General features: G+C 66.5%; 18 protein-coding genes. 8 read left to right on the forward strand and 10 right to left on the reverse strand.

Going from position 1 to position 18,914, the window contains the following annotated elements; all coding sequences use genetic code 11:
* Window positions 1-15 precede the first annotated feature (15 nt).
* From VN634_17095 to VN634_17105, 3 genes are all read right to left on the reverse strand, one after another.
* Window positions 16-912 (reverse strand): aldo/keto reductase, encoded by an 897-nt coding sequence (locus VN634_17095; protein ID HXC52602.1) that lies wholly within the window; start codon window positions 910-912, stop codon window positions 16-18.
* A gap of 63 nt (window positions 913-975) precedes the next feature.
* A complete protein-coding gene (locus tag VN634_17100; protein ID HXC52603.1) occupies window positions 976-1,764 on the reverse strand; it encodes a hypothetical protein in 789 nt (262 codons plus the stop codon).
* Entirely contained in the window at window positions 1,761-2,327 is a 567-nt protein-coding gene (locus tag VN634_17105; protein HXC52604.1) for a sigma-70 family RNA polymerase sigma factor, read from the reverse strand. Before VN634_17105 ends, VN634_17100 begins: the two co-directional genes overlap by 4 nt.
* 136 nt (window positions 2,328-2,463) lie before the next feature.
* On the opposite strand from VN634_17105, the gene VN634_17110 reads away from it, so the two are divergent.
* Complete coding sequence (locus VN634_17110; protein HXC52605.1) at window positions 2,464-3,990, forward strand: hypothetical protein; 1,527 nt, start codon at window positions 2,464-2,466, stop codon at window positions 3,988-3,990.
* A 9-nt stretch (window positions 3,991-3,999) separates the two neighbouring features.
* Here VN634_17110 and cofC read toward each other — a convergent pair whose 3' ends face one another.
* Entirely contained in the window at window positions 4,000-4,704 is a 705-nt protein-coding gene (gene cofC / locus VN634_17115; GenBank protein ID HXC52606.1) for a 2-phospho-L-lactate guanylyltransferase, read from the reverse strand.
* A 215-nt stretch (window positions 4,705-4,919) separates the two neighbouring features.
* Here cofC and rsmD point away from each other — a divergent pair, with 215 nt between their 5' ends.
* Genes rsmD through VN634_17140 form a run of 5 tightly spaced genes read left to right on the forward strand, consistent with a single transcriptional unit; the run spans window position 4,920 to window position 9,404 of the window.
* The gene (gene rsmD, locus VN634_17120; GenBank protein ID HXC52607.1) at window positions 4,920-5,546 is read left to right on the forward strand and encodes a 16S rRNA (guanine(966)-N(2))-methyltransferase RsmD; all 627 of its coding nucleotides are present in this window, start codon (window positions 4,920-4,922) and stop codon (window positions 5,544-5,546) included.
* Window positions 5,543-6,037, forward strand: coding sequence for a pantetheine-phosphate adenylyltransferase (gene coaD, locus VN634_17125; protein HXC52608.1), 495 nt, complete (start codon window positions 5,543-5,545; stop codon window positions 6,035-6,037). Before rsmD ends, coaD begins: the two co-directional genes overlap by 4 nt.
* A 4-nt stretch (window positions 6,038-6,041) precedes the next feature.
* Window positions 6,042-7,244 (forward strand): pyridoxal phosphate-dependent aminotransferase, encoded by a 1,203-nt coding sequence (locus VN634_17130; GenBank protein HXC52609.1) that lies wholly within the window; start codon window positions 6,042-6,044, stop codon window positions 7,242-7,244.
* A gap of 1 nt (window position 7,245) precedes the next feature.
* Complete coding sequence (locus VN634_17135; GenBank protein ID HXC52610.1) at window positions 7,246-8,322, forward strand: alcohol dehydrogenase catalytic domain-containing protein; 1,077 nt, start codon at window positions 7,246-7,248, stop codon at window positions 8,320-8,322.
* Complete coding sequence (locus VN634_17140) at window positions 8,319-9,404, forward strand: alcohol dehydrogenase catalytic domain-containing protein (protein HXC52611.1); 1,086 nt, start codon at window positions 8,319-8,321, stop codon at window positions 9,402-9,404. The genes VN634_17135 and VN634_17140 overlap by 4 nt, the downstream gene beginning before the upstream one ends.
* Window positions 9,405-9,492: 88 nt before the next feature.
* Here VN634_17140 and VN634_17145 read toward each other — a convergent pair whose 3' ends face one another.
* The 4 genes from VN634_17145 to VN634_17160 all read right to left on the reverse strand — a co-directional run bounded on the left by VN634_17145 (window position 9,493) and on the right by VN634_17160 (window position 12,413).
* Entirely contained in the window at window positions 9,493-9,759 is a 267-nt protein-coding gene (locus tag VN634_17145; protein ID HXC52612.1) for an alanine-zipper protein, read from the reverse strand.
* 140 nt (window positions 9,760-9,899) lie between these two features.
* Window positions 9,900-10,652 carry a hypothetical protein gene (locus VN634_17150; GenBank protein ID HXC52613.1) on the reverse strand — a complete coding sequence of 251 codons (753 nt, stop codon included), beginning with the start codon at window positions 10,650-10,652 and terminating at the stop codon, window positions 9,900-9,902.
* A 30-nt stretch (window positions 10,653-10,682) separates the two neighbouring features.
* Window positions 10,683-11,426 carry a hypothetical protein gene (locus VN634_17155; GenBank protein HXC52614.1) on the reverse strand — a complete coding sequence of 248 codons (744 nt, stop codon included), beginning with the start codon at window positions 11,424-11,426 and terminating at the stop codon, window positions 10,683-10,685.
* A gap of 243 nt (window positions 11,427-11,669) precedes the next feature.
* Window positions 11,670-12,413, reverse strand: a complete 744-nt coding sequence (locus VN634_17160) for a hypothetical protein (protein ID HXC52615.1) — start codon at window positions 12,411-12,413, stop codon at window positions 11,670-11,672.
* 491 nt (window positions 12,414-12,904) lie between these two features.
* Between VN634_17160 and VN634_17165 the strand changes: the two genes are divergently transcribed.
* The gene (locus VN634_17165; GenBank protein HXC52616.1) at window positions 12,905-14,353 is read left to right on the forward strand and encodes a hypothetical protein; all 1,449 of its coding nucleotides are present in this window, start codon (window positions 12,905-12,907) and stop codon (window positions 14,351-14,353) included.
* Window positions 14,350-16,275, forward strand: a complete 1,926-nt coding sequence (locus VN634_17170) for a sulfatase (GenBank protein HXC52617.1) — start codon at window positions 14,350-14,352, stop codon at window positions 16,273-16,275. Before VN634_17165 ends, VN634_17170 begins: the two co-directional genes overlap by 4 nt.
* A gap of 24 nt (window positions 16,276-16,299) precedes the next feature.
* On the opposite strand, the gene VN634_17175 is transcribed toward VN634_17170, so the two are convergent.
* A complete protein-coding gene (locus tag VN634_17175; GenBank protein ID HXC52618.1) occupies window positions 16,300-18,450 on the reverse strand; it encodes a glycosyltransferase family 39 protein in 2,151 nt (716 codons plus the stop codon).
* Window positions 18,451-18,607: 157 nt separating this feature from the next.
* On the reverse strand, window positions 18,608-18,914 hold a 307-nt coding region (locus VN634_17180), incomplete at its 5' end, for a hypothetical protein (protein ID HXC52619.1).

Genomic DNA, 18,914 nt, shown 5'->3' on the forward strand with positions numbered 1-18,914 from the left:
TCCGGACGTGTGCGATCAGATGTCGTCGACTCCGGCCGGGAACAGCGGCTCGATTGCATGCTCGGCGATGTCGAAATCGATCTCCGCCGCAGTGGGTTCGCTCGCCGGCAGCGCGGCGGCATCGAGGATGAGCGGCAGCAGCCGGCCGTCGCTCGACGAGTTCAGGAAAAACCCGGGACGCGACAGCGCGAAGTGCACGCCACGACGGATGGCGTCCGGATCGGTCAGCGGCTCGTACCAGCTGAAGTGCGGCGCATCGCTGCCGTCTCCCCACCGCCGCCGCGCGATGGACTTGATCGTCTGCACGGCCACTCCGCGCGCGAAGCAGATGTCGATGAGCGCCTCGAAGTCGGCGGCGTAGGCCGGCTGCCGCATCATCGACGCATTGTAGGGGACGAGCACGCTGTCGAACGCGAAGCGCTCGAGGCTGCGGATGTGCTGGCGGGCGACCGAGTATCCGTGCCCCGTCACGCCGAGGAAGCGCACCAGGCCTTCGCTTCGCGCATCGATGAGCGCTTCGAGCGCGCCGCCCGGCCCCATCGCGACTTCCCAGTCGTGTTCGGCAACGAGGTTGTGAAGCTGGATCAGGTCGACGTGGCAGGCGCCGAGTCGTTCGAGCGAGCGATGAATGCTTTCGCGCGCGCCGCTTTTCGTGCGGGCGCCGGTCTTGGTCGCAAGGAAGAAGTCCCTGCGGTGCCTCGTCATCCACGGCGCGATGCGAAGCTCGGAATCGCCGTAGTCGGCAGCGGTGTCGATGTGGTTGACGCCGCGCTCGAGGAGCAGCTCGAGCAGGCGGTCGGCGCGCTCCTGGCGCATCGAGAACAGCGCGGCGGCGCCGAAGATCACGCGGCTCGAGTCGTGTCCGGTGCGTCCGAACGGTGCCTTGTCGATGCTGCCGGCGCGAGTGACCACGGCGGATCTTTTAGTCGGTACGCGGGCGTCGTGCGAGCGCCGCGCCGAGAATACACGAGAGCATCACGGCGCTCCGAGGTGCACGGGATTTTCGCCTGCGCCGTCGAGCCACAGATCGATGCCGGTGAGCTTTCCGCCGCTCGCATGCAGCACGATCCGGCGGGCGCTCCTGCCTTGGAACGCCCCGCGATCGATCGTCCGCGCGGGCGCGACCACGATGTCGGCGTCGCCGCCGTGGAATTCGCATCGACCTGTGCCTGCAGCGGTGATGCGGGCGCATGCATCCGCCTCGGCGAGGTCCGGCTCGAGCCCGAACGGCCACGGCAACTGCACTGCGGGCGGCGTGGATACTGCCGATTCCTTCGCGGCGAGGTCGCCCGCGGCTGCGGGTGCAGATTGATCCCGCAACTCCGCCCGTGAGCGCAGGGCAGCGACAGCAGGAGGCGGCGGAGCTGCAGCCGGCGGAGCCGCAGCGGGCGCAGCCGGAGCAGAAAGCCGCGCGGAATCCGTTTGCGGTGCATCGGCGAGGAACTGGTCTTCGCTCTTCGCACGGCTCTCCACCGTATCGACCGCGCGCGAGTGGTCCGCATGCGGCTCCGGCTCGAGGCGCGTCAGCGCGAACGTAACGAGAATGCTCGCGGCCGCAGCAAGCGGAACTCCCCAGCGAATGAGCGTCCGGCTGCGCAGCGAGCGGCGTCGCGTCGCCTGGCGGCGAGCGGCGGCAAGAATTGCGTTGTCGATTTCGACCGGAGGCTCGAGCTTCGGCATCGTGTGGTAGAGACGGCGAAGCGATTCGTCGTCCGGCATTGCATCGGAATCGTCGTGAGCGCCGGCGTTCGGATCGTCGGTCACAGCCATCCCTCCAGGCAGCGTCTCAGCTTCGCGATTGCGTAGCGCACGCGGCTCTTGACGGTTTCAGCCTCGGCGCCGGTCACCGCGGCAATCTCGCCGAGCGCGAGCCCGGATTCTTCCTTCAGCAGGAACGCTTCGCGCTGCGCGGGCGGAAGGCCGTCGAGGCAGTGGCGCACGGCTTCGGCCGTTCCGCGGTGAGCTTCGGACGCGATTTCGCATTCGTCGGCAAGCTCCGGTGCATTCTCCGCATCGAGCGATACATCGAGAGGATGGCTGCGACGCCCGCGGCTGCGATAGTGGTCGACGAGCCGCGAATGCGCGATGCGGTAGAGGTAGCTTTTCAGCGTCGCGACCGGAGTCCAGCGGTCGCGGCTGCGCACGAGCGTCATCCATACGTCCTGGTAGAGCTCGTCGGCCGCTGCTTCGCCGCCCGCCTGGCGAACGAGGAAGCGGTAGAGCGATCCGCGGTAGCGCCTGTACAGGATATCGAATGCCGACGGATCTCCGCGCTGCCACGAGAGCATCAGGTCTTCGTCGGACGCGTTTTCGAGGATCGCGGGCATGCGCCGTGCCATCGTAGTCCGGTCCGCGGTGCAAGCGGAAGCGCGACTCGCGTCCTGCGCACGTATTCGCTGCCTTGACTCGCACCATGGCGGCGGACTAAGAGGGACCATGCCATTCCCTCGGATCATTTCCATCATGGCCGCGTTGTCTCTGGTCGTCGCCGGCAATGCCGCGGCCGACGATGTGAGCGGCCACTGGTACGTGGCGCTCGATCCTCCGAGTTTCGCCGACATTGCACAGACAGAATCGGCAATTACGCTGACGTGGACGGAAGATGCGACGACCTACGATTTTGCCGGCACGATCAGCGGCGATCAGATCTCGGCCACGGACTCGCCTTATCAGCTGAACGCTACCATCGGCTCGAGCCATATTTACGGATATGTTGTTGAATCCGGTGTCAGCGCGCGCTTTCGCGAGCTCTTTCGCTGCGAATGTTTCGACGGCAATGCCGTCAGCGGCGACGGCTGCGATTCGCGGTGCCGGCTCGAGCCGTGCTTCGACTGCAGCGGTGATCCTTCGGTTTGCACCCCGATGGCCGACTCGACCACCTGTGACGACGGTAACGATTGCACTCAAGGCGAAATGTGCACTTCGGGCGTCTGTGGCGGCGGTTCCCTGCTCGATTCATGCGTCGACCTGACCGGACTCTGGCGCGTGATCTTCGACATGCCCGGGTATGCAATCCATTCCGTACACGGCGATCGTTATGAGCAACGCGGCGGCCGTTACCATGATTACGGAGACACGATCGACCCCGACGAATTCTTTACGCCCGAGGGTGTGATCGTTCCTGCGACCGGGGCAATGTCGAGTCAGTATCCGGGATCGTTCCCCTGGTACTGCGAAGAGCATTTCAACGCCACGGCTTCGCTCGACAATCTCCGTTTCAGCGGCGGCGGGATCTCATACGCGAGCACTCCTCATGGATGCGTCGGATTCCCGTACACGGTCGTCGCGAATCGCTGCGACGAGGCCGCCGGTTGTTTCGTGACCGATTGCAGCGGAATCGCCGACGGGCTTGCGTGTGAAGACGGCGATCCATGCACGAAGGCCGACATCTGCTCGGCGGGCGACTGCACGGGCGGCCCTTCACCATGCGGCCTCTGCGAGGTCTGCGAAGCCGACGGATCCTGCGTCTACGGGCCGAGGACGGACTGTCTCGAGACGACCCGGGCCACCGGCAGCATGTTGCAGCTCGCGAGCAGCGGTGCGGGCAAGCTGCGTTTTTCATGGAAGAAGGGAGTAGCCGTGGGCGTCGCCGACATCGGAGACCCGCCGACCGATGAAACCGGTCTGTGCGTTTTCGACGAGGCGTCCCCGTCACCGGCTCTCGTGCTGCAGCAGCCGATCCGGCCGGGCTTCTGCGACACGGCTTCGTGCTGGACGGTCGCCGACGACCGGGTCACGTACAAGAGCCACGTCGACGATCAGTCCGGCACTCTTACGATCGCGCTGCAAGGCGGCGGCGACGGCGAGTCGAGCCTGACCATGAAAGCACGCGGATATCTGCTCGACACGTTTCCGGCGACGCCTGTCGCGACGCCGCTGCGTGCGCAGTTTCAGATCCGTAACGGCACGTGCTTCGAAGCCGAATTTCTTTCCGACGGCGTTCGCAGCAACGCGGACGGTAAATTCCGTGCCAGCGGCGGAACGCAGTGACGGCCGGCGTCAGTCTTCCGTTGCGACGATGACCGCACCGCCGGACGCCGGGCTTTCCCCGTCGAGTGCATCTGCTCCGAGCGCGTCCCGCCACTCCGCCACCAGCTCGCACGTGCGATACCCGCTTCGATGCGGAAGCGTCGCCAGGTCCGCCGGCGTATCGACGTCGACGGCAAACCCGTCGAGCCCGAGGATCAGCATCTCCAGCGTGCGCGCGCGGCATTCGGTGCGATAGGCGGCAAGGCTTTCGCCTTCGAAGCGGAAATCGATTCCGGCCGGAAGGCTGAGCACGAGCCCGTTGGTGCCGGTCGCCGAAGCCGACGGCACCACGATCACCGGATAGCGCTCGGCATCGACTTCGAAGAGCGCATCGATCTCGAACGGATCGAGCAGCGGAACGTCGCCCGGAATCACGAGAAGGCGGCGGACGCCCTGTTTTTCGAGCTCGGCGGCGGCGAACCCGACGGCGGCGTTCAGGCCTCGCGCAGGGCCTTCCGCGAGTGCTTCGGCTCCGCATCGACGCGCATGGCGAAGCAGGTCCGTATCCGAGCTGACGACCACGATGCGGTCGAGGCGAGTCGCGGCCGTCAGCGCGCTGATCATGTCTTCGAGCATCGCGAGCGCGAGCGTTTCGCGACGCGCGTCGTCGAGGCAGCCGGCAAGGCGCTTTTTGGCGCCGGCAATCGAACGTACCGGAATCAGGGCCGCATTCACGTGGCGACCGTAAGCGAGACCTCGCCGCCAGTAAAGGTGCAGCGCCTTCCGGAGCCTTCTGCCCGTAACCACAGGGCAAACGCTTTTGCCCGCCAGAAAGCGCAAAGCCTTTTGCCCGCCACATCGGGCAAAGCCTTTTGCCCGCCAGTAGACATCGGGTATAACGCCGCGGCTTTTCGCTTCGGGCCTGTGGCCGGAGCGGAATTCGGCGGCGAATGCGAATTATCGGCGGAACCTTCGGCGGCCGCCGTCTGCGGGCGGTCGAAGGGCATCGGACGAGGCCCACCAGCGATCGCGTTCGCGAAGCACTGTTCAGTCGCATCGAGGCGCGCTACGGCCTGGAAGGCTCGTCGGTGCTCGATGTGTTCGCAGGCACCGGGGCGCTTGCCATCGAGGCGCTCAGTCGCGGAGCATCGCGCGCGGTCTGCATCGAGATGGAGCGCCGGGCGCTCGAGACCTTGCGGCGAAACCTGCGCGACCTCGACCTGACGGCGAAGGCCCGGGTCATCGGCGAGGACTTTCGCAAAGTGCTCGCGAGGCTGAAAAGCTTCGACGGCGTGTTCATCGATCCGCCGTACGGCAAAGGCCTCGCCGGCGATGCACTGGCGGCGGTGGCATCGCTCGGGCTTGTAAAGCAGGGCGGCTGGGTCACGGTCGAGGTCGGACGCCGCGAAGATACCGACGAGCGCGTCGAGGGGCAGGGACTGGTGCTGCGGCGGGTACGCGAGGATTCGTACGGCGATACGAAACTCGCGCTCTACGAAGCCGAGGCTGCGGCAACGCAGGACGAGCGGGAAGAACAGGACGGCAGCCGGCAAGCGCCGGCGGAGGTCGAGCGATGAAATCCAGCTTTGCGGTCTATCCCGGATCTTTCGATCCGATGACCAACGGTCATCTCGACATCCTTCGCCGCGCGCTGGTCGTGTTCAAGGAAGTCCGCATCGCCGTTGCCTATAACCAGGAGAAACCATCCGGGCTGTTCACGCCCCCGGAGCGCGTGACCATCATCCAGGAAGTCGTCGCCGAATTTGGTCCGCGCGTGACGGCCGATGCGTTCCACGGTCTTCTGACCGACTACTGCCGCCGCATCGGCGCCGGCACGATCGTCCGCGGCCTGCGCGCCGTGGCCGACTTCGAGTACGAGTTCCAGATGACGATGATGAACCGGCATCTCGCGCCGGACCTGGAGACGGTGTTCCTGATGGCCGGCGAGCAGCACTTCTACACCAGCAGCAAGCTCGTCAAGGAAGTCGCGTCGCTCGGCGGCGACGTACACGGGATGGTACCGGATGCCGTCGAGCCGCACCTGATGATGAGGGTAGGGCGACGGTGAACGCATGAGCGCGTCCGTACAGTCCGCACCTCGCCTTGCGAGCCGTCTCGCGCGCGTCAAGCCGTCGTCGACGCTCGCGATGACGTCGAAAGTGCTCGAGCTGCAGCAGAAAGGCGTCAAGGTCATCGGCTTTGCGGCCGGCGAGCCGGACTTTCCGACGTGGGAGTCGGTATGCGAATCCGCCCACGACGCGATCCGTGCAGGCGAATTCCGCTACACGGCAGTTGGCGGAACTCCAAGGCTCAAGCAGGCGATCCGCACCAAGCTCGAGCGCGACAACGCGCTCGTCTACTCGGACGCCGAAGTCATCGCGAGCTGCGGCGGAAAGCATTCGCTGTACAACGCGATGCAGGCGGTGCTCGACGAAGGCGACGAAGTCGTCATCCCCGGGCCGTACTGGGTGAGCTATCCCGACATGGCCGCGCTCTCAGGCGGTGTCGCGAAGATTGCGATGGCAAGCGAAGCCAACGGCTTCCTGCTGACGCCCGCCGAGCTCGAAGCGGCGCTTACGCCGGCGACGAAGCTCGTCGTGCTCAACAGCCCGTCCAATCCGACCGGCGCGACCTATTCGGAGGAACAGATTGCCGCGCTCGCGCGCGTGCTGGCAAAACATTCGTGCTGGGTGATCGTCGACGACGTCTACGAGATGATCCGCTACGACGGTACCCACCCGCGGCACCTGGTCACGCTCGAGCCGTCCTTGCGCGACCGCACGATCATCTGCAATTCGGTTTCGAAGACGTATGCGATGACGGGATGGCGCATCGGCTATACGGCTGCGCCGACCGCGGTGATTCGCGCGATCACGACGCTGCAGAGCCAGTCGACGTCCAATCCGAGCTCGATCGCGCAGGCCGCTGCCGCCGCTGCCCTGTCGGGCCCGCAGGAGCTGCTCACGCCAATGGTCGAACAGTTCCGCAAGCGGCGCGACTACATCTGCGAGCGCGTCGGCGCGATCGACGGCCTGTCGGTCGCGGTTCCGGGCGGAGCGTTCTACGTCTTCATCAACGGCCGCGACGTGTTCGCCAAAGCCGGCGTCACTGACGGCGACGGCCTTGCGCTGAGGCTCCTCGAAGGTGCGGAAGTCGGCGTCGTCGGCGGCAACGACTTCGGCAGCAGGGATCACTTCCGCATCTCGTACGCGACCTCGATGGAAATGATCGAGCGCGGCATGGACAGCATCGAGCGCTATCTCGGTTCGCTTTGAAATGAAGCAGGTCATCCTCGAGCAGCCCGGGCGCCTTGCAGTGCGCGAGGTGGCTGATCCGTCGCCGGGGCCCGGCGACGTCGTGATCGACGTGCGCGCGGCGCTGACGTGCGGCACGGATCTCAAGGCGTACCGGCGCGGACATCCGAAGTTCCCGTGCCCGACGCCGTTCGGCCACGAAGCGAGCGGCATTGTCATCGCGAAAGGAAAGGACGTCGCCGGATTCGAGATCGGCGAGGCGATCATGCTCGCCAACAGCGCGCCGTGCGGAAACTGTTTCTGGTGCCGGCGCGATGAAGAGAATCTCTGCGAGACATTGACCGACGAGCTTCTGTTCGGGGCCTACGCGGAGCAGCTGCTGGTTCCGGCCCGGATCCTGCGGCGCAACGTTTTCGCAAAGCCGGACGGGCTTTCGTTCGAGCACGCGGCGCTGCTCGAGCCGCTCTCGTCGGTATGCTTCGGGCTCACGAAAATCCCGTCGCGACGGATCCGCGGCGACGCGACCGTTCTGCTTCTCGGCAGCGGACCGATTGCAATGCTGTGGCTTCGCAGCCTCCAGGCCCACGGCGCCGAGCGCGTGATCGTGGCCGCGCGCCGCGAAGCGCGGCTCGAAGCGGCAAGAAGCATGGGCGCGTTTGCGGCCATTGCGATCGGCGAACCGTCCGGGCTGCAGCAACTCGAAGCGCTGGTCTCCGAAGCCACCGGCGGCCGCGGCTGCGATTCGGTCATCGAGTGCACCGGCGAGCCCGCCGTCTGGGAAATGGCGCCGAAGCTGTGCCGCCGCGGCGGCAGCGTCGTGCTGTTCGGCGGCTGCGCGTCGGGCACGCAGGTACGTTTCGACACCTCGCGGCTGCACTATGACGGCGTCGAGATTTCGAGCCCGTTCCATTTCCGTCCGCGCGATGTTGCCGAAGCGCGCCGGCTCCTGATGCAGGCGGGCATCGACTGGTCGCCTCTGGTCAGCGGGCACGCGGCGCTCGACGACGTTCCGTCGCTGTTCGCACGACTCGGAGATGCAGGAGAAATGAAGATCGCGATCACTGCGGACAAAACAGCCGCCACCGGAAACCCGCAATGAAAGTCGCACGCCTCTACAGCGCGACCGATATCCGCGTCGAGGACATCGAGCGGCCGGTGCCGGGGCCCGGCCAGGCGCTCGTGCGGACTCGCGCATGCGGCATCTGCACCGGCGACATCATGGGCTGGTATCTGGAGCGGCGCGCGCCGCTTGTGTTCGGCCACGAGCCGGCCGGCGACATCATCGCGCTCGGCGAAGGCGCGGCCGACGTGGTGGCGACCGATCCGGACGGATCCGTGCGCGCCGCGGGTTACGCCGTCGGCGATCGCGTGTTCGTGCATCACCATGCGCCGTGCGGCGTGTGCCGTCAGTGCCGGCGCGGCCGTCACGTGCACTGCGCGACGTGGCGCCGCACCAATCTGGTTCCCGGCGGCATGGCCGAGTTCTTCCTGGTCGGCGCCGAGAACCTCGCGACCGACACGCTGCGGCTTCCGGATACGATGAGCTATGCGGCGGCGAGCCTGGTCGAGCCGGCAGCGTGTGCAGTCAAGTCGCTCAGGCGCGCGGATCTGATCCGCGGCGACACGATGCTCGTCGTCGGACTCGGCATCATGGGAATGCTTCACGTGGTGTTAGGCAAGGCCGCGGGTCTGCGCGTCGTCGGCGCGGATCTCGTCGACTTCCGCCTGCGAAGGGCGCTCGAGCTCGGGGCGGACGATGTGATCGACGTACGCAGGACGACACTCGCCGACGGAATGCTTGCGATGGGCTCCGGGGAGAAGGCCGACGCGGTCATCTGCGGCCCCGGATCGATCGAAGCGATGGAAGCCAGCATCGAAGCGGTCGCGCCCGGCGGACGCGTGGTGCTGTTCACGACGTCGAAGCCCGCCGACGTCCTTCCGGTCAAACCGTACCGGATCTACTTCGACGAGATCTCGATCGTGCCGAGTTATTCGTGCGGACCCGACGACACGCGCGCGGCGTTCGATGCGATCGAAAGTGGCGTGATTCGCGAGCAGGACCTGATCACCCATCGCTTCGGCCTCGCCAGCATCCGCGAAGCGTTCGACAAGGCGGCCCAGGTGGAAGAGGCGCTCAAGACCATCGTCGAGTTCGACGCGTCCGGCGAGAGACGGGCGTAATGGCAAGCGTGCGGCAAGCAGCGTAGGGCAAGGGGAACAAGGACGGGAAAAGGGCACGACCGGCCGGCCGTGCCCTCTCGCAGGAAGGTTACTTTCGCAGTCCCTTGTGGAAAACGGCCTCGGCCTTTTCCGATGCCATCGACGCGCGCTCGGAGGCTGCTTCGGCACGGTTCGCGGCCGCTTCGGCACGGTTGGCTGCTTCTTCGATTCTCATGAGATCGCCCTCGGCGATCGTTCCACCACCACCACCACCGCCGCCTGCGCTGCTGCTGCTGCGATGGCCTTTCATCGCCATGCAGCCGCTCGACAGCGTGGCAACCGTGACCAGAACCACGATCCACTTCGCTTTCATCATTCTGCTCGCTCCTTTTGGATTCTGTTCGCCGGGATCGTCGCGCCGGAACGTCCTGCCGCCTGGTCCCGCACTTCCGTGAGGAAGATAAACCGGCCACTCCCCTTTAGCCAGATCCACCTGCGCGCAACCGAAAGCCCGGGCTACCTCGGTACGGTCGCGCCGCCGAGCCTGGCGAAGGTCGCTCCCTCCGGATCCTTGATTTTCCAGTCGACGAATTCGATTGACGTGCACGCGGGCATGGCGGCGCCATTCGGGCCAACCAGCGGGAGCAACGCTTCCGCGCTACTGCTGTCGAATTCCATCTTTCCGTCGTGCGGCATCGAGTAGGAGAAAGCCACGGGGAAATCGATGACGGTCATGTCGCCGCCATCGCGGTCGTCAAAAGTCGCGCGGCTCAGCGTCGCGAACTCCCAGCCATCGTCGAGCGTGCCGTTGATCGGAGTCACGCCGTCGGGACGCAGGATCCCGGTGCAGCTGCCGCTTACATACGTGACGTGGCAGGGCCCGGACCTGAGGCCAAGGGAAGCGCCTGCCGCGTTCGTCGTCGTCGAGCAATCCTTGATCAGCGCGGCCTTGGCCTTCGCGGTGCATTTTCCGGTGGCGGCGAAGTCGTAGGGCGTTGGATCCGGGCTGAAAGGAGGAGCCGTGGGCGGCGTGATGGGCTGACACGCGTACGTTCCGCTCTCGGTGGTGGCGTTGCCGTTCGGATACTCGGTGCTTCCGCACGAGGTGAACGCGCGAACCATCGACCCCTGGATGCCTTTCGCAGGCGCGGGCCCGCGCGAGTCTTCGGGCGCGCTGCCGTCGAAACCGAACACACACTGCGCGCTTGCTGTTCCGCAGCAGGTTCCCACGGTGGCAGCGATCGCAAGCTGCGTGACGAGCTTTTTCATGTGTCGTCGATCGTCACATGGATAGAGGAATTATCTGGGAACCGTCGCCCCGCCGAGCTGCGCGAACGTATTGTGGTCCGGATCCTTGATCTTGATGCTGACCATTTCGATCGACGTGCAGGCCGGCAGCGCAGCGCCGTTGGCGCCGACGAGCGGAAGCAGCGCTTCGGCGCTGCTGCTGTCGATTTCCATCTCGCCGTCCTCAGGCGTCGAGTACGTGAACGCCACCGGGAAGTCGATGACGGTCATGTCGCCGCCGGTCGGATCGTTGAGCGACGCGCGGCTCAGCGTGGCCAGCTCCCAGGCGTCGTCCTGGGCGCCCGTGATCAGTGTTTTGCCATCGGCGCGCACAATGCCCTTGCAGCTGCTGCGCACGAATGTGACGTGGCAGGGACGAGCCTCGAGACCGAGCGGGTTGCCGGCCGCGTCCTCGGCTTTCGAACAATCCTTGAGCAGCTTGGCCTGGGTCTGAACCGTGCACTTGCCCTTCGCGGAATACGCGTAGGTCGTGCCGCCGCCGCCGAGCACCGGCGGCGTAACCGGCTGACAGGCGTCGGTTCCGCTCTCGGTCGTGGCATTGACCGGATGCAGCGAATAGCTCGGGCAAGCGGCGTAGGCGCGAACCATCGATCCCCGGACACCCTTTGCCGGCGCCGGCCCGCGGGATTCCTCCGGCGTGCCGGCGTCGAACCCGAACGTGCACTGGGCGCCGGCCGTGCCGCAGTAGATCCCTGCTGCGGCGATGACGACAAAAGGCATGACGAGTCTGCGCATTCCCGGTTCTCCTTCAGAGTCGGATGCTCCTCCTACAGGCCAGAGTGAGGCATATCCAGTCCAAATCGCGCGCGAGCAGGAAAACTGTGCGATGCGGTTCACAGGCTGCGACGCGGCGCACCTCTGCGCGGCGACGAGAAATGAAACGGGGCGGTGCAGAATCTGCACCGCCCCGTTGTTTTTGCGGCCGGGCTCAGGTCGCCCGGTTCGTACCTTCCGGTTTCGCCGAAGCGGAAACCCGGTTTACTTCGGAGAAGTCGCGCCGCCGAGCTTGGCGAACGAGTTTCCGTCCGGATCCTTGATCTTGACGTCGACGATCTCGATCGAAGTGCAGGCCGGCAGGGCGGCGCCGTTGGCGCCGACGAGCGGGAGCAGTGCTTCCGCGCTGCTGCTGTCGATTTCCATCTCGCCGTCCTCAGGCGTCGAGTACGTGAACGCCACCGGGAAATCGATGACGGTCATGTCGCCGCCGGTCGGATCGTTGAGCGAAGCGCGGCTCAGCGTGGCCAGCTCCCAGCCGTCATCGACTGCGCCGTTGATCGGCGTCGTGCCGTCGGCCTTCACGATGCCTTTGCAGCTGCTGCGCACGAACGTGACGTGGCAGGGACGAGCCTCGAGACCGAGCGGGTTGCCGGCCGAGTCCTCAGCCTTCGAGCAATCCTTGAGCAGCTTGGCCTGCGTCGAAGCGGTGCACTTGCCCTTTGCGGAATACGCATAGGTCGTGCCGCCGCCGCCGAGCACCGGCGGCGTCACCGGCTGACAGGCGTCGGTTCCGCTCTCGGTCGTGGCATTGGCAGTCGGATGCTCGGTGCTCGTGCACGCGGCGTAGTTGCGAACCATCGATCCCTTGACGCCCTTTGCCGGCGCCGGACCGCGGGAATTCTCCGGCGTGCCGCCGTCGAATCCGAACGTGCATTGAGCGCTCGCAGTGCCGGCGTAGATTCCCACCGCGGCGATGACAGCAAAAGGCATGATGAGTTTTTTCATTTCGATTTTTTCCTCCCAGGAGTTGCCAGAATTGCGGTAGCGAAATGGTCGATGTTCTTCGACCCGCGTTGAGCCGCCATCTTTTTTTCCGAGCCGGCGCAGTTTCCGGCAGGCGAGGCTGCTCGAGTACTACTCACGTACCGAACTGGATCAGGCAACACCAGTCGAAATCGACGATCCGTGGGGAATTTCGGCGGGGTTTCGGACCGCGGATTTCTGCCGCAGCGCGCCAGACCGCGGGTCGATTCTACGATCCGCGAGGCCTGTTCGCCGCGCCGCGTTTTCGAAAATCGACGCCGCATCGCTATCATCCGCCGGTGCCGGTTGTTTCCGCGATCAAAGGACCAGCCGGAGCGCTGCCCGCGCAAGCTTTGCCGCGCCTCCCCACCCGGCCGGCGACTTCCCACACCGGTGAGCGGGTGCGTCCTTTCGCACGCCTCCCGGCTCGCCTCCGGCAGATTGCGGGCCTGCGGGCCGTCGGGATCTTCGCATTGCCACTGGCCGTCGCTGCGGTGTCCGTCATTCAGTATCTGCCGGCAGTCCGCTACGGATTTGTCTTCGACGACCTCTCGCTGCTCGATGCGGACGGCACTCCGCAACCGCTCGGCGGCTGGATTCCCTACCGGCCGGTCCGCTACCTGAGCTACTTCGTCGATCACTGGCTCGGCGGAACGCCGCAGATCTTTCATCTGGACAACGCGCTGCTGCATGCCGCGGTTGCCGCGCTGGTGACGGTTCTCGCCCGGCGCTTCGGCAGCGGGCGCACGGCTGCCGCGGCCGCCGGGCTCTTCGTTGCCGTGCATCCGCTTGCCGTCGAGGCCGCCGCGTATGTCGCAGGACGGCGCGATCTGCTGTGCGTGCTGTTCGGCCTCGGCGCCGTGCTCGCGCAGCATGGCGGACGGCTGCGCAGCGCGATGGCGCTGCTCGTGCTGTCGGTTGCCGCCAAGGAAAGCGGTCTCGTGTTCGCGGCTCCGCTCGTCGCGACGTCGATCCTCGCGATCGATGCGGAGATCCGCGCACGTGGAGCGCGCTCGCGCCGCGTCGCGGCAGTCCTTGCTGCCGTGTGCGCGGCCGCCGCGTGCATGCTCGCGTACGGAGCTACCGGCCCGTGGCTCCCGCCCCTCGACCTGAGCGGCGTCGCGCTGGCGGGCCGCGTGGCCGTGCACTACGCGACCGGCGTCGCCGGCTTGCGGGCGTTGCGTCCGGAATATCCCGAGCTCACGGCATTTCTCGCTCACGCACGTTCGGGCGACGTCGCGTCGCTGCTGCTCGGCTCGCTCGCGACGTCAGCGGCGCTCGCCGCGTTGGCCAGCTTTACGATGTCTGCGACGCCCGACGGCGACGCACCAGGAGTTGCCGGCTGCTCTCGCAGCGGCGCGCGGGATGCGCGGCGGATCGTGTTTGCGTGGTTTGCCACGACAGTCGTTGCGCTCTCCATCTGGGGCGGCCTTCACGAACCGGGTGCAGACCGTCACGCGTACCTGCTGCTGCCGCCGCTGGCGATCGGGCTGGCGCTCGCGCTTTCGAAGCTGTCGAAGCCGGCGGGCGTCCGGTTCGCGGTCACCGCGTGTGTCGTCGTCGTTCTATGCGTTCTCGCATCGGCAAGTCGCGCGCAGATGACGATCTGGAGCAGCGACCGCGCGCTGTGGGCGAGCGCTGTTTCCGGTCCGTCACCGTCGTCGCGTGCGCGAACCAACTATGCCCGGGTGCTCGCGGGCGTGGGCCAGTACGACGCTGCAGTGTCGCATCTCGACATTGCCAGCCGGGAAAGCCCCGGCGACCCGCTGCCGTATCTCGCTCGGGCTGCGATCGACTGTGCGACGCGGCATCCGGCGAGGACGCGCCGCGACCTCGCCGGTGCGCTCGAGCGCGGCGCCGAGCCTGGCGCCGCCGCCGAAATCGCCGCGTCGTGCGCCGCCGTCCGGCAGGACGTTCCGTGACGGCCGCTGCGGTCGTCTTCTGCTGTCTCATCGCGCTCGCGATCGGTGATGGATTCGGCGCAGCGGCGTTTGCGACTGTGGTCGCGTCCGATGCGCTGCATGCGGCGCTGCCGTTCATCGGCATCCTCATCGCGGCCCGCTTTGCGCTTCGACGGCTGCCCGCGCGCGCTGCGCTCGTGCACCGGCTTCATGCTTCGGTCCAGGCTCTGATCGCGACGATGTCGTTCGGATGGATCTGGCTCGAGCCGCATTCGATGCTCACGTCGCACACCGGCGGGAGCCTGGCGGCGATGGGCTGGCTCGCGGTCGCGGGCGGTACGCTGGGGTTGGTTTTCGCGCTGATTTCGGAGCGTTCGAAGAACCCGCCGGTGATGCGCGAGCTCTCGATCGGAAGCTGGGTCTTCCTGCTGCTGGTCGGCGGGCGGATCTATCGCGCGTTCGACCACATCGAAGCGGGCACGCGCCTCGCGGCGTGCATTGGCGTGGTCGGTGCTACGTTCGCGGCGACGCTGGCCGTCTGGTTGCTGCTTCGCAACCGGCAGCGCCTCGCGACCGCGATTCCGGCGCTGGCGCCGGCAGTCGCGGCGATTGCGCTGCTCGCGGCATCGCGAAGCGGCGGCGGGCCGTCTTCGCCGGCGCCGCGCGAATCGATCCTGCTCATCGTCGTCGACACGCTGCGCGCCGACATCGCCGACGGACACTTCGAATCGGAAACCGGCACGATGCCGCAGCTCGCACGCATTGCCGCGCAGGGAGTTCGTTTCACGCAGGCGGTTTCGCCGGCGCCGTGGACATTGCCGGCCACGGTAAGTTTGCTCAGCGGATGGAATCCGCACCGGCACGGGTTCGGCAGGACGGCCTCGGACTGGGAAGTCCTGCGGGGAAATCCGGACGCGCTGTATCTCGCGCCGGCGCTGCGGCAGGCGGGATACCTGACGTCGGCGTTTCTGAACAATCCGTACCTGCGACCGTGGTTCGGCTTCGGTCCCGGCTTCTACCTGATGCGTCCGTACCACGGGCGCGCCGTCGACGGTGCAGCGCTCGCTCTCGACTGGCTGCACGGCCACATCGCGTCACCATCGTTCATGCTGCTTCATCTGATGGATCCACACTGGCCGTACGATGCGCCGCCCGGCTTCGGCGCCGCGCGCCAGCCGTGCAGCGCGTGCGACTCGCTGTTCGCGACGCAGTACGAGAACCTCGACGCGGCGGCGCGCGCCGAAGTGGAGCGCCGCTACGCCGCCGAAGTCCAGTACACCGACGGCATGCTCGGTCTTTTCTACGATACGCTCGATCGCGGCGGAGCACTCGAACACACATGGCTCATTGTCACGTCCGATCACGGCGAGGAGTTCTGGGAACATGGCGGCTTCATGCACGGACACTCGCTGTTCGACGAGCTCTTGCGCGTGCCGCTCGTCGTCGTGCCGCCGAAATCGCGCGGTGATGCGAAGCGTGCGATCCGCATCGATACGCAGGTGCGCCTCGAGGACGTGGGGGCGACGATTCTCGACATCGCCGGAATCGACGCGGGCAAGGCGCCCGACGGGCGATCGCTGCTCTCGCTGGTCTCGGACGCGCCCGACATCGCGCCGCGTCCGTCGGTAGCCGGATACGTGAAATCGCCGACCGAGCTCGCGTGGTCGGTGCGGCGCCCGCCGTGGAAAATCGTCAAGTCGCCGGTGCTCGCGGCCAATCGATTGTTCAACCTGGCGAGTGACCCCGGCGAGACAGCCAATCTGCTGTTCAACCCGCGAATGCCCGACGATGAGCGCGCGGCGGCGTCGCAGGCGTATTTTTCGCTTGCCGGCGAGGCACGCCGGATGGGGCTCGAAGTGAACCGGAAGCCGGCCGCATCGGAGCTTACCTCCCCGGAATCCGACACCAGGGATCAGCTTCGAAGCCTCGGCTACGCGCACTGACGCGGCGGAATCTGCGAGCGCGCCTTACTGAACCGGTCCGCCTTTCGGATCGCTCGAGCGCTCGACCTTGTAGATCGCGACAGGCCTCATCGTGCGCTGGATCTTTTCGGGCCGCCGGTCGTACGTCTCTTCGAGGAACGGAGGATCGAACTTCATCCGCGCAATCACCTTCATCTGCACGAACGGCGTGCGCGACTGCGTACCGAGGCCGCGCGTGACGAAATAGACCGGCCCTTTGCCGGCAAGGAACGCGACGAGGTCGGGAAGGATCCTGCGCGCGGCCGGCTCACCCGTCGGTGGAACGGTGATGTTGTTGCGATCGTGAACGAGCCACAGCGCGGGCCCGATCATCAGCGGGCTCAGCTCGCGATCGATGAGAATCGTGCCGTCGCGTGGAATGGCGGCATCCAGCTCGGCGAGCGCTGCCCATCCCCCTTCGCAAAGCTCGCGGCCCCATACCGGGGCCACAGCTCGCGCGACAGGAATCGCAAGCAGCGCCACGCACGCGAATGCGAGAATGCGACTGCGTTGCGCCGCACGGCTCGCGGCGTAGACGCCGAGCAGCATGAGCAGCGGCAGGAGCAGCGGCACATAGCGCCTGGCACCCCACGGTACCGACGGATAAACGTGCGGATTGTAGAACAGGATCAGAATGACGATCGTCGCGAGCGCAATCACGAATGAGCCGCCCGCGAGCCGCCCGCGGCTCCGCCAGGCCGCGATACATCCGATCGCCGCAAGCGCGAGTCCGGTCCAGCCGATCGAGAATGAAAGCCACATGGGCGTCCGGTCGTAGAGAAAGCGCGCCGCCGTCGCCTGCCCGGCGATCACCGCGAACAGAAACGCCGCACGCACCACCGCAGACCAGCCGGCATATCGCGACGCGACGGCCATTACGCCGAAGATTGCCGCGAGTGCTGCGGCGATCGTCAATGTCGCTGGTCTTCCCTGATACAGGATCACCAGGCGGATCCATGCGTTGCGCAGATGGTCGGTGAGCGGAAGCGTCCACGTGCCGGGAATCATCGTCGCCGGAATGATGGTCACCGCGGCGACCGCGACGAATGCAACAGCGAAGACCGTCATCGCGGCGCTGCTCGGGGCCGGGCTGCCGGACAGCGGCAAACACTCGTTTGTCTGCGCGCCGCGCGCGGCTGTCTCCGGTCGCGCTCGAAAGAACGGCTCGAGCGCGAGCGCCGCAAGCACGATCAGCCCGATCTCGATGCGGGTCAGCACGGCCGCTCCGAACGCGGCGCCGGCGAGCATCGCGTCCATGCGTCCGGGATTCATCCGTGATCGCGCCAGCACGGCGGCGCCCGACAGGCAGAAGAACGCCGCAATCGGCTCCGACAGCGGCATCCGTGCGACCAGGTACATCGGCGAGCTGATACCGAGCAGAATGGCTGCGGTCAGCGCGAAGCCCGGCTCCAGCCACGCGCGCGCCAGCAACCAGAACGCCCACAGTGCGAGCGCCATGAAGACCGGAGAGTATCCGGGTGCTCCTTCCTCCCAGGTCGCGCCGCCGGGCGCACCGGCCGCCACGAAGATCGCCGCCCACACGGATGGAACAGGGAAGAACGACGGCCACGCGCGCCCGGAGTCGAGCGACTCGATCATCATGGCCCCGGGAACGCGCCGGAATGGCGGTCCGGTCGACTCGAAAACCTGCGACATCGAATCGAACAGCATCGAGCGCAACTCGAGCGGCAGCTTCGGGCCGAGCTCGTCGTCGCGGCCGAGCGTTCCGTGGTGGGCGAGCGAAACCCCGGACGCAATGTAAGCGGTCGAGTCGGACGCACCGATGAACGTGGGATAGGCCGGCCAGTACAGCGTCAGCGCGGCGAGCAGGACCAGCGGCCCGATCCGGTCCGTGGTCCGGTCTTCTGCAGGCGGCGCGAGATCGACGCCGGCGCCGATGCCGAGCCTGCGGCGGATCAGCGTCGCGGCGAGTGCGACGAGGCCGTTGCCGGCCAGCAGCGCGCCCAGAGTGAAGCGTTCGACGGCGGTGAGAACGATCGCAACGATCGTGGTCGCGATCGCGCTCGCGACGATGTGCGCGAAGCTTGCCGGCACCACCAGTCGCGTCTTGCCGAGGATCGCGCGTCCTGTCGCGTAGAAGCAGACGAAAGCCGACAGCGACGAGAGCGCGGCTCGAAGGATGGAATCGACAGGCACGCGGGGGTGTACTCGCCGTCAGGGACAGGGATCGGAATGAGGTGGATCAAAAAGAAACGGGGCGGTGCAGAATCTGCACCGCCCCGCTTTTGCTTCCGGGCTCAGGTCGCCCGGTTCGTACCTTCCGGTTTCGCCGAAGCGAAGCCCGAATTACTTCTTACTTGGGAACGGTCGCGCCGCCGAGCTTGGCGAACGAGTTTCCGTCCGGATCCTTGATCTTGACGTCAACGACTTCGATCGACGTGCAGGCCGGCAGGGCGGCGCCGTTGGCGCCGACGAGCGGGAGCAGTGCTTCCGCGCTGCTGCTGTCGATTTCCATCTCGCCGTCTTCAGGCGTCGAGTACGTGAACGCCACCGGGAAATCGATGACGGTCATGTCGCCGCCGGTCGGATCGTTGAGCGAAGCGCGGCTCAGCGTGGCCAGCTCCCAGCCGTCATCGACTGCGCCGTTGATCGGCGTCGTG

The organism is Candidatus Limnocylindrales bacterium (genome assembly GCA_035571835.1).
Lineage (GTDB): Bacteria > Desulfobacterota > Binatia > UBA1149 > CAITLU01 > DATNBU01.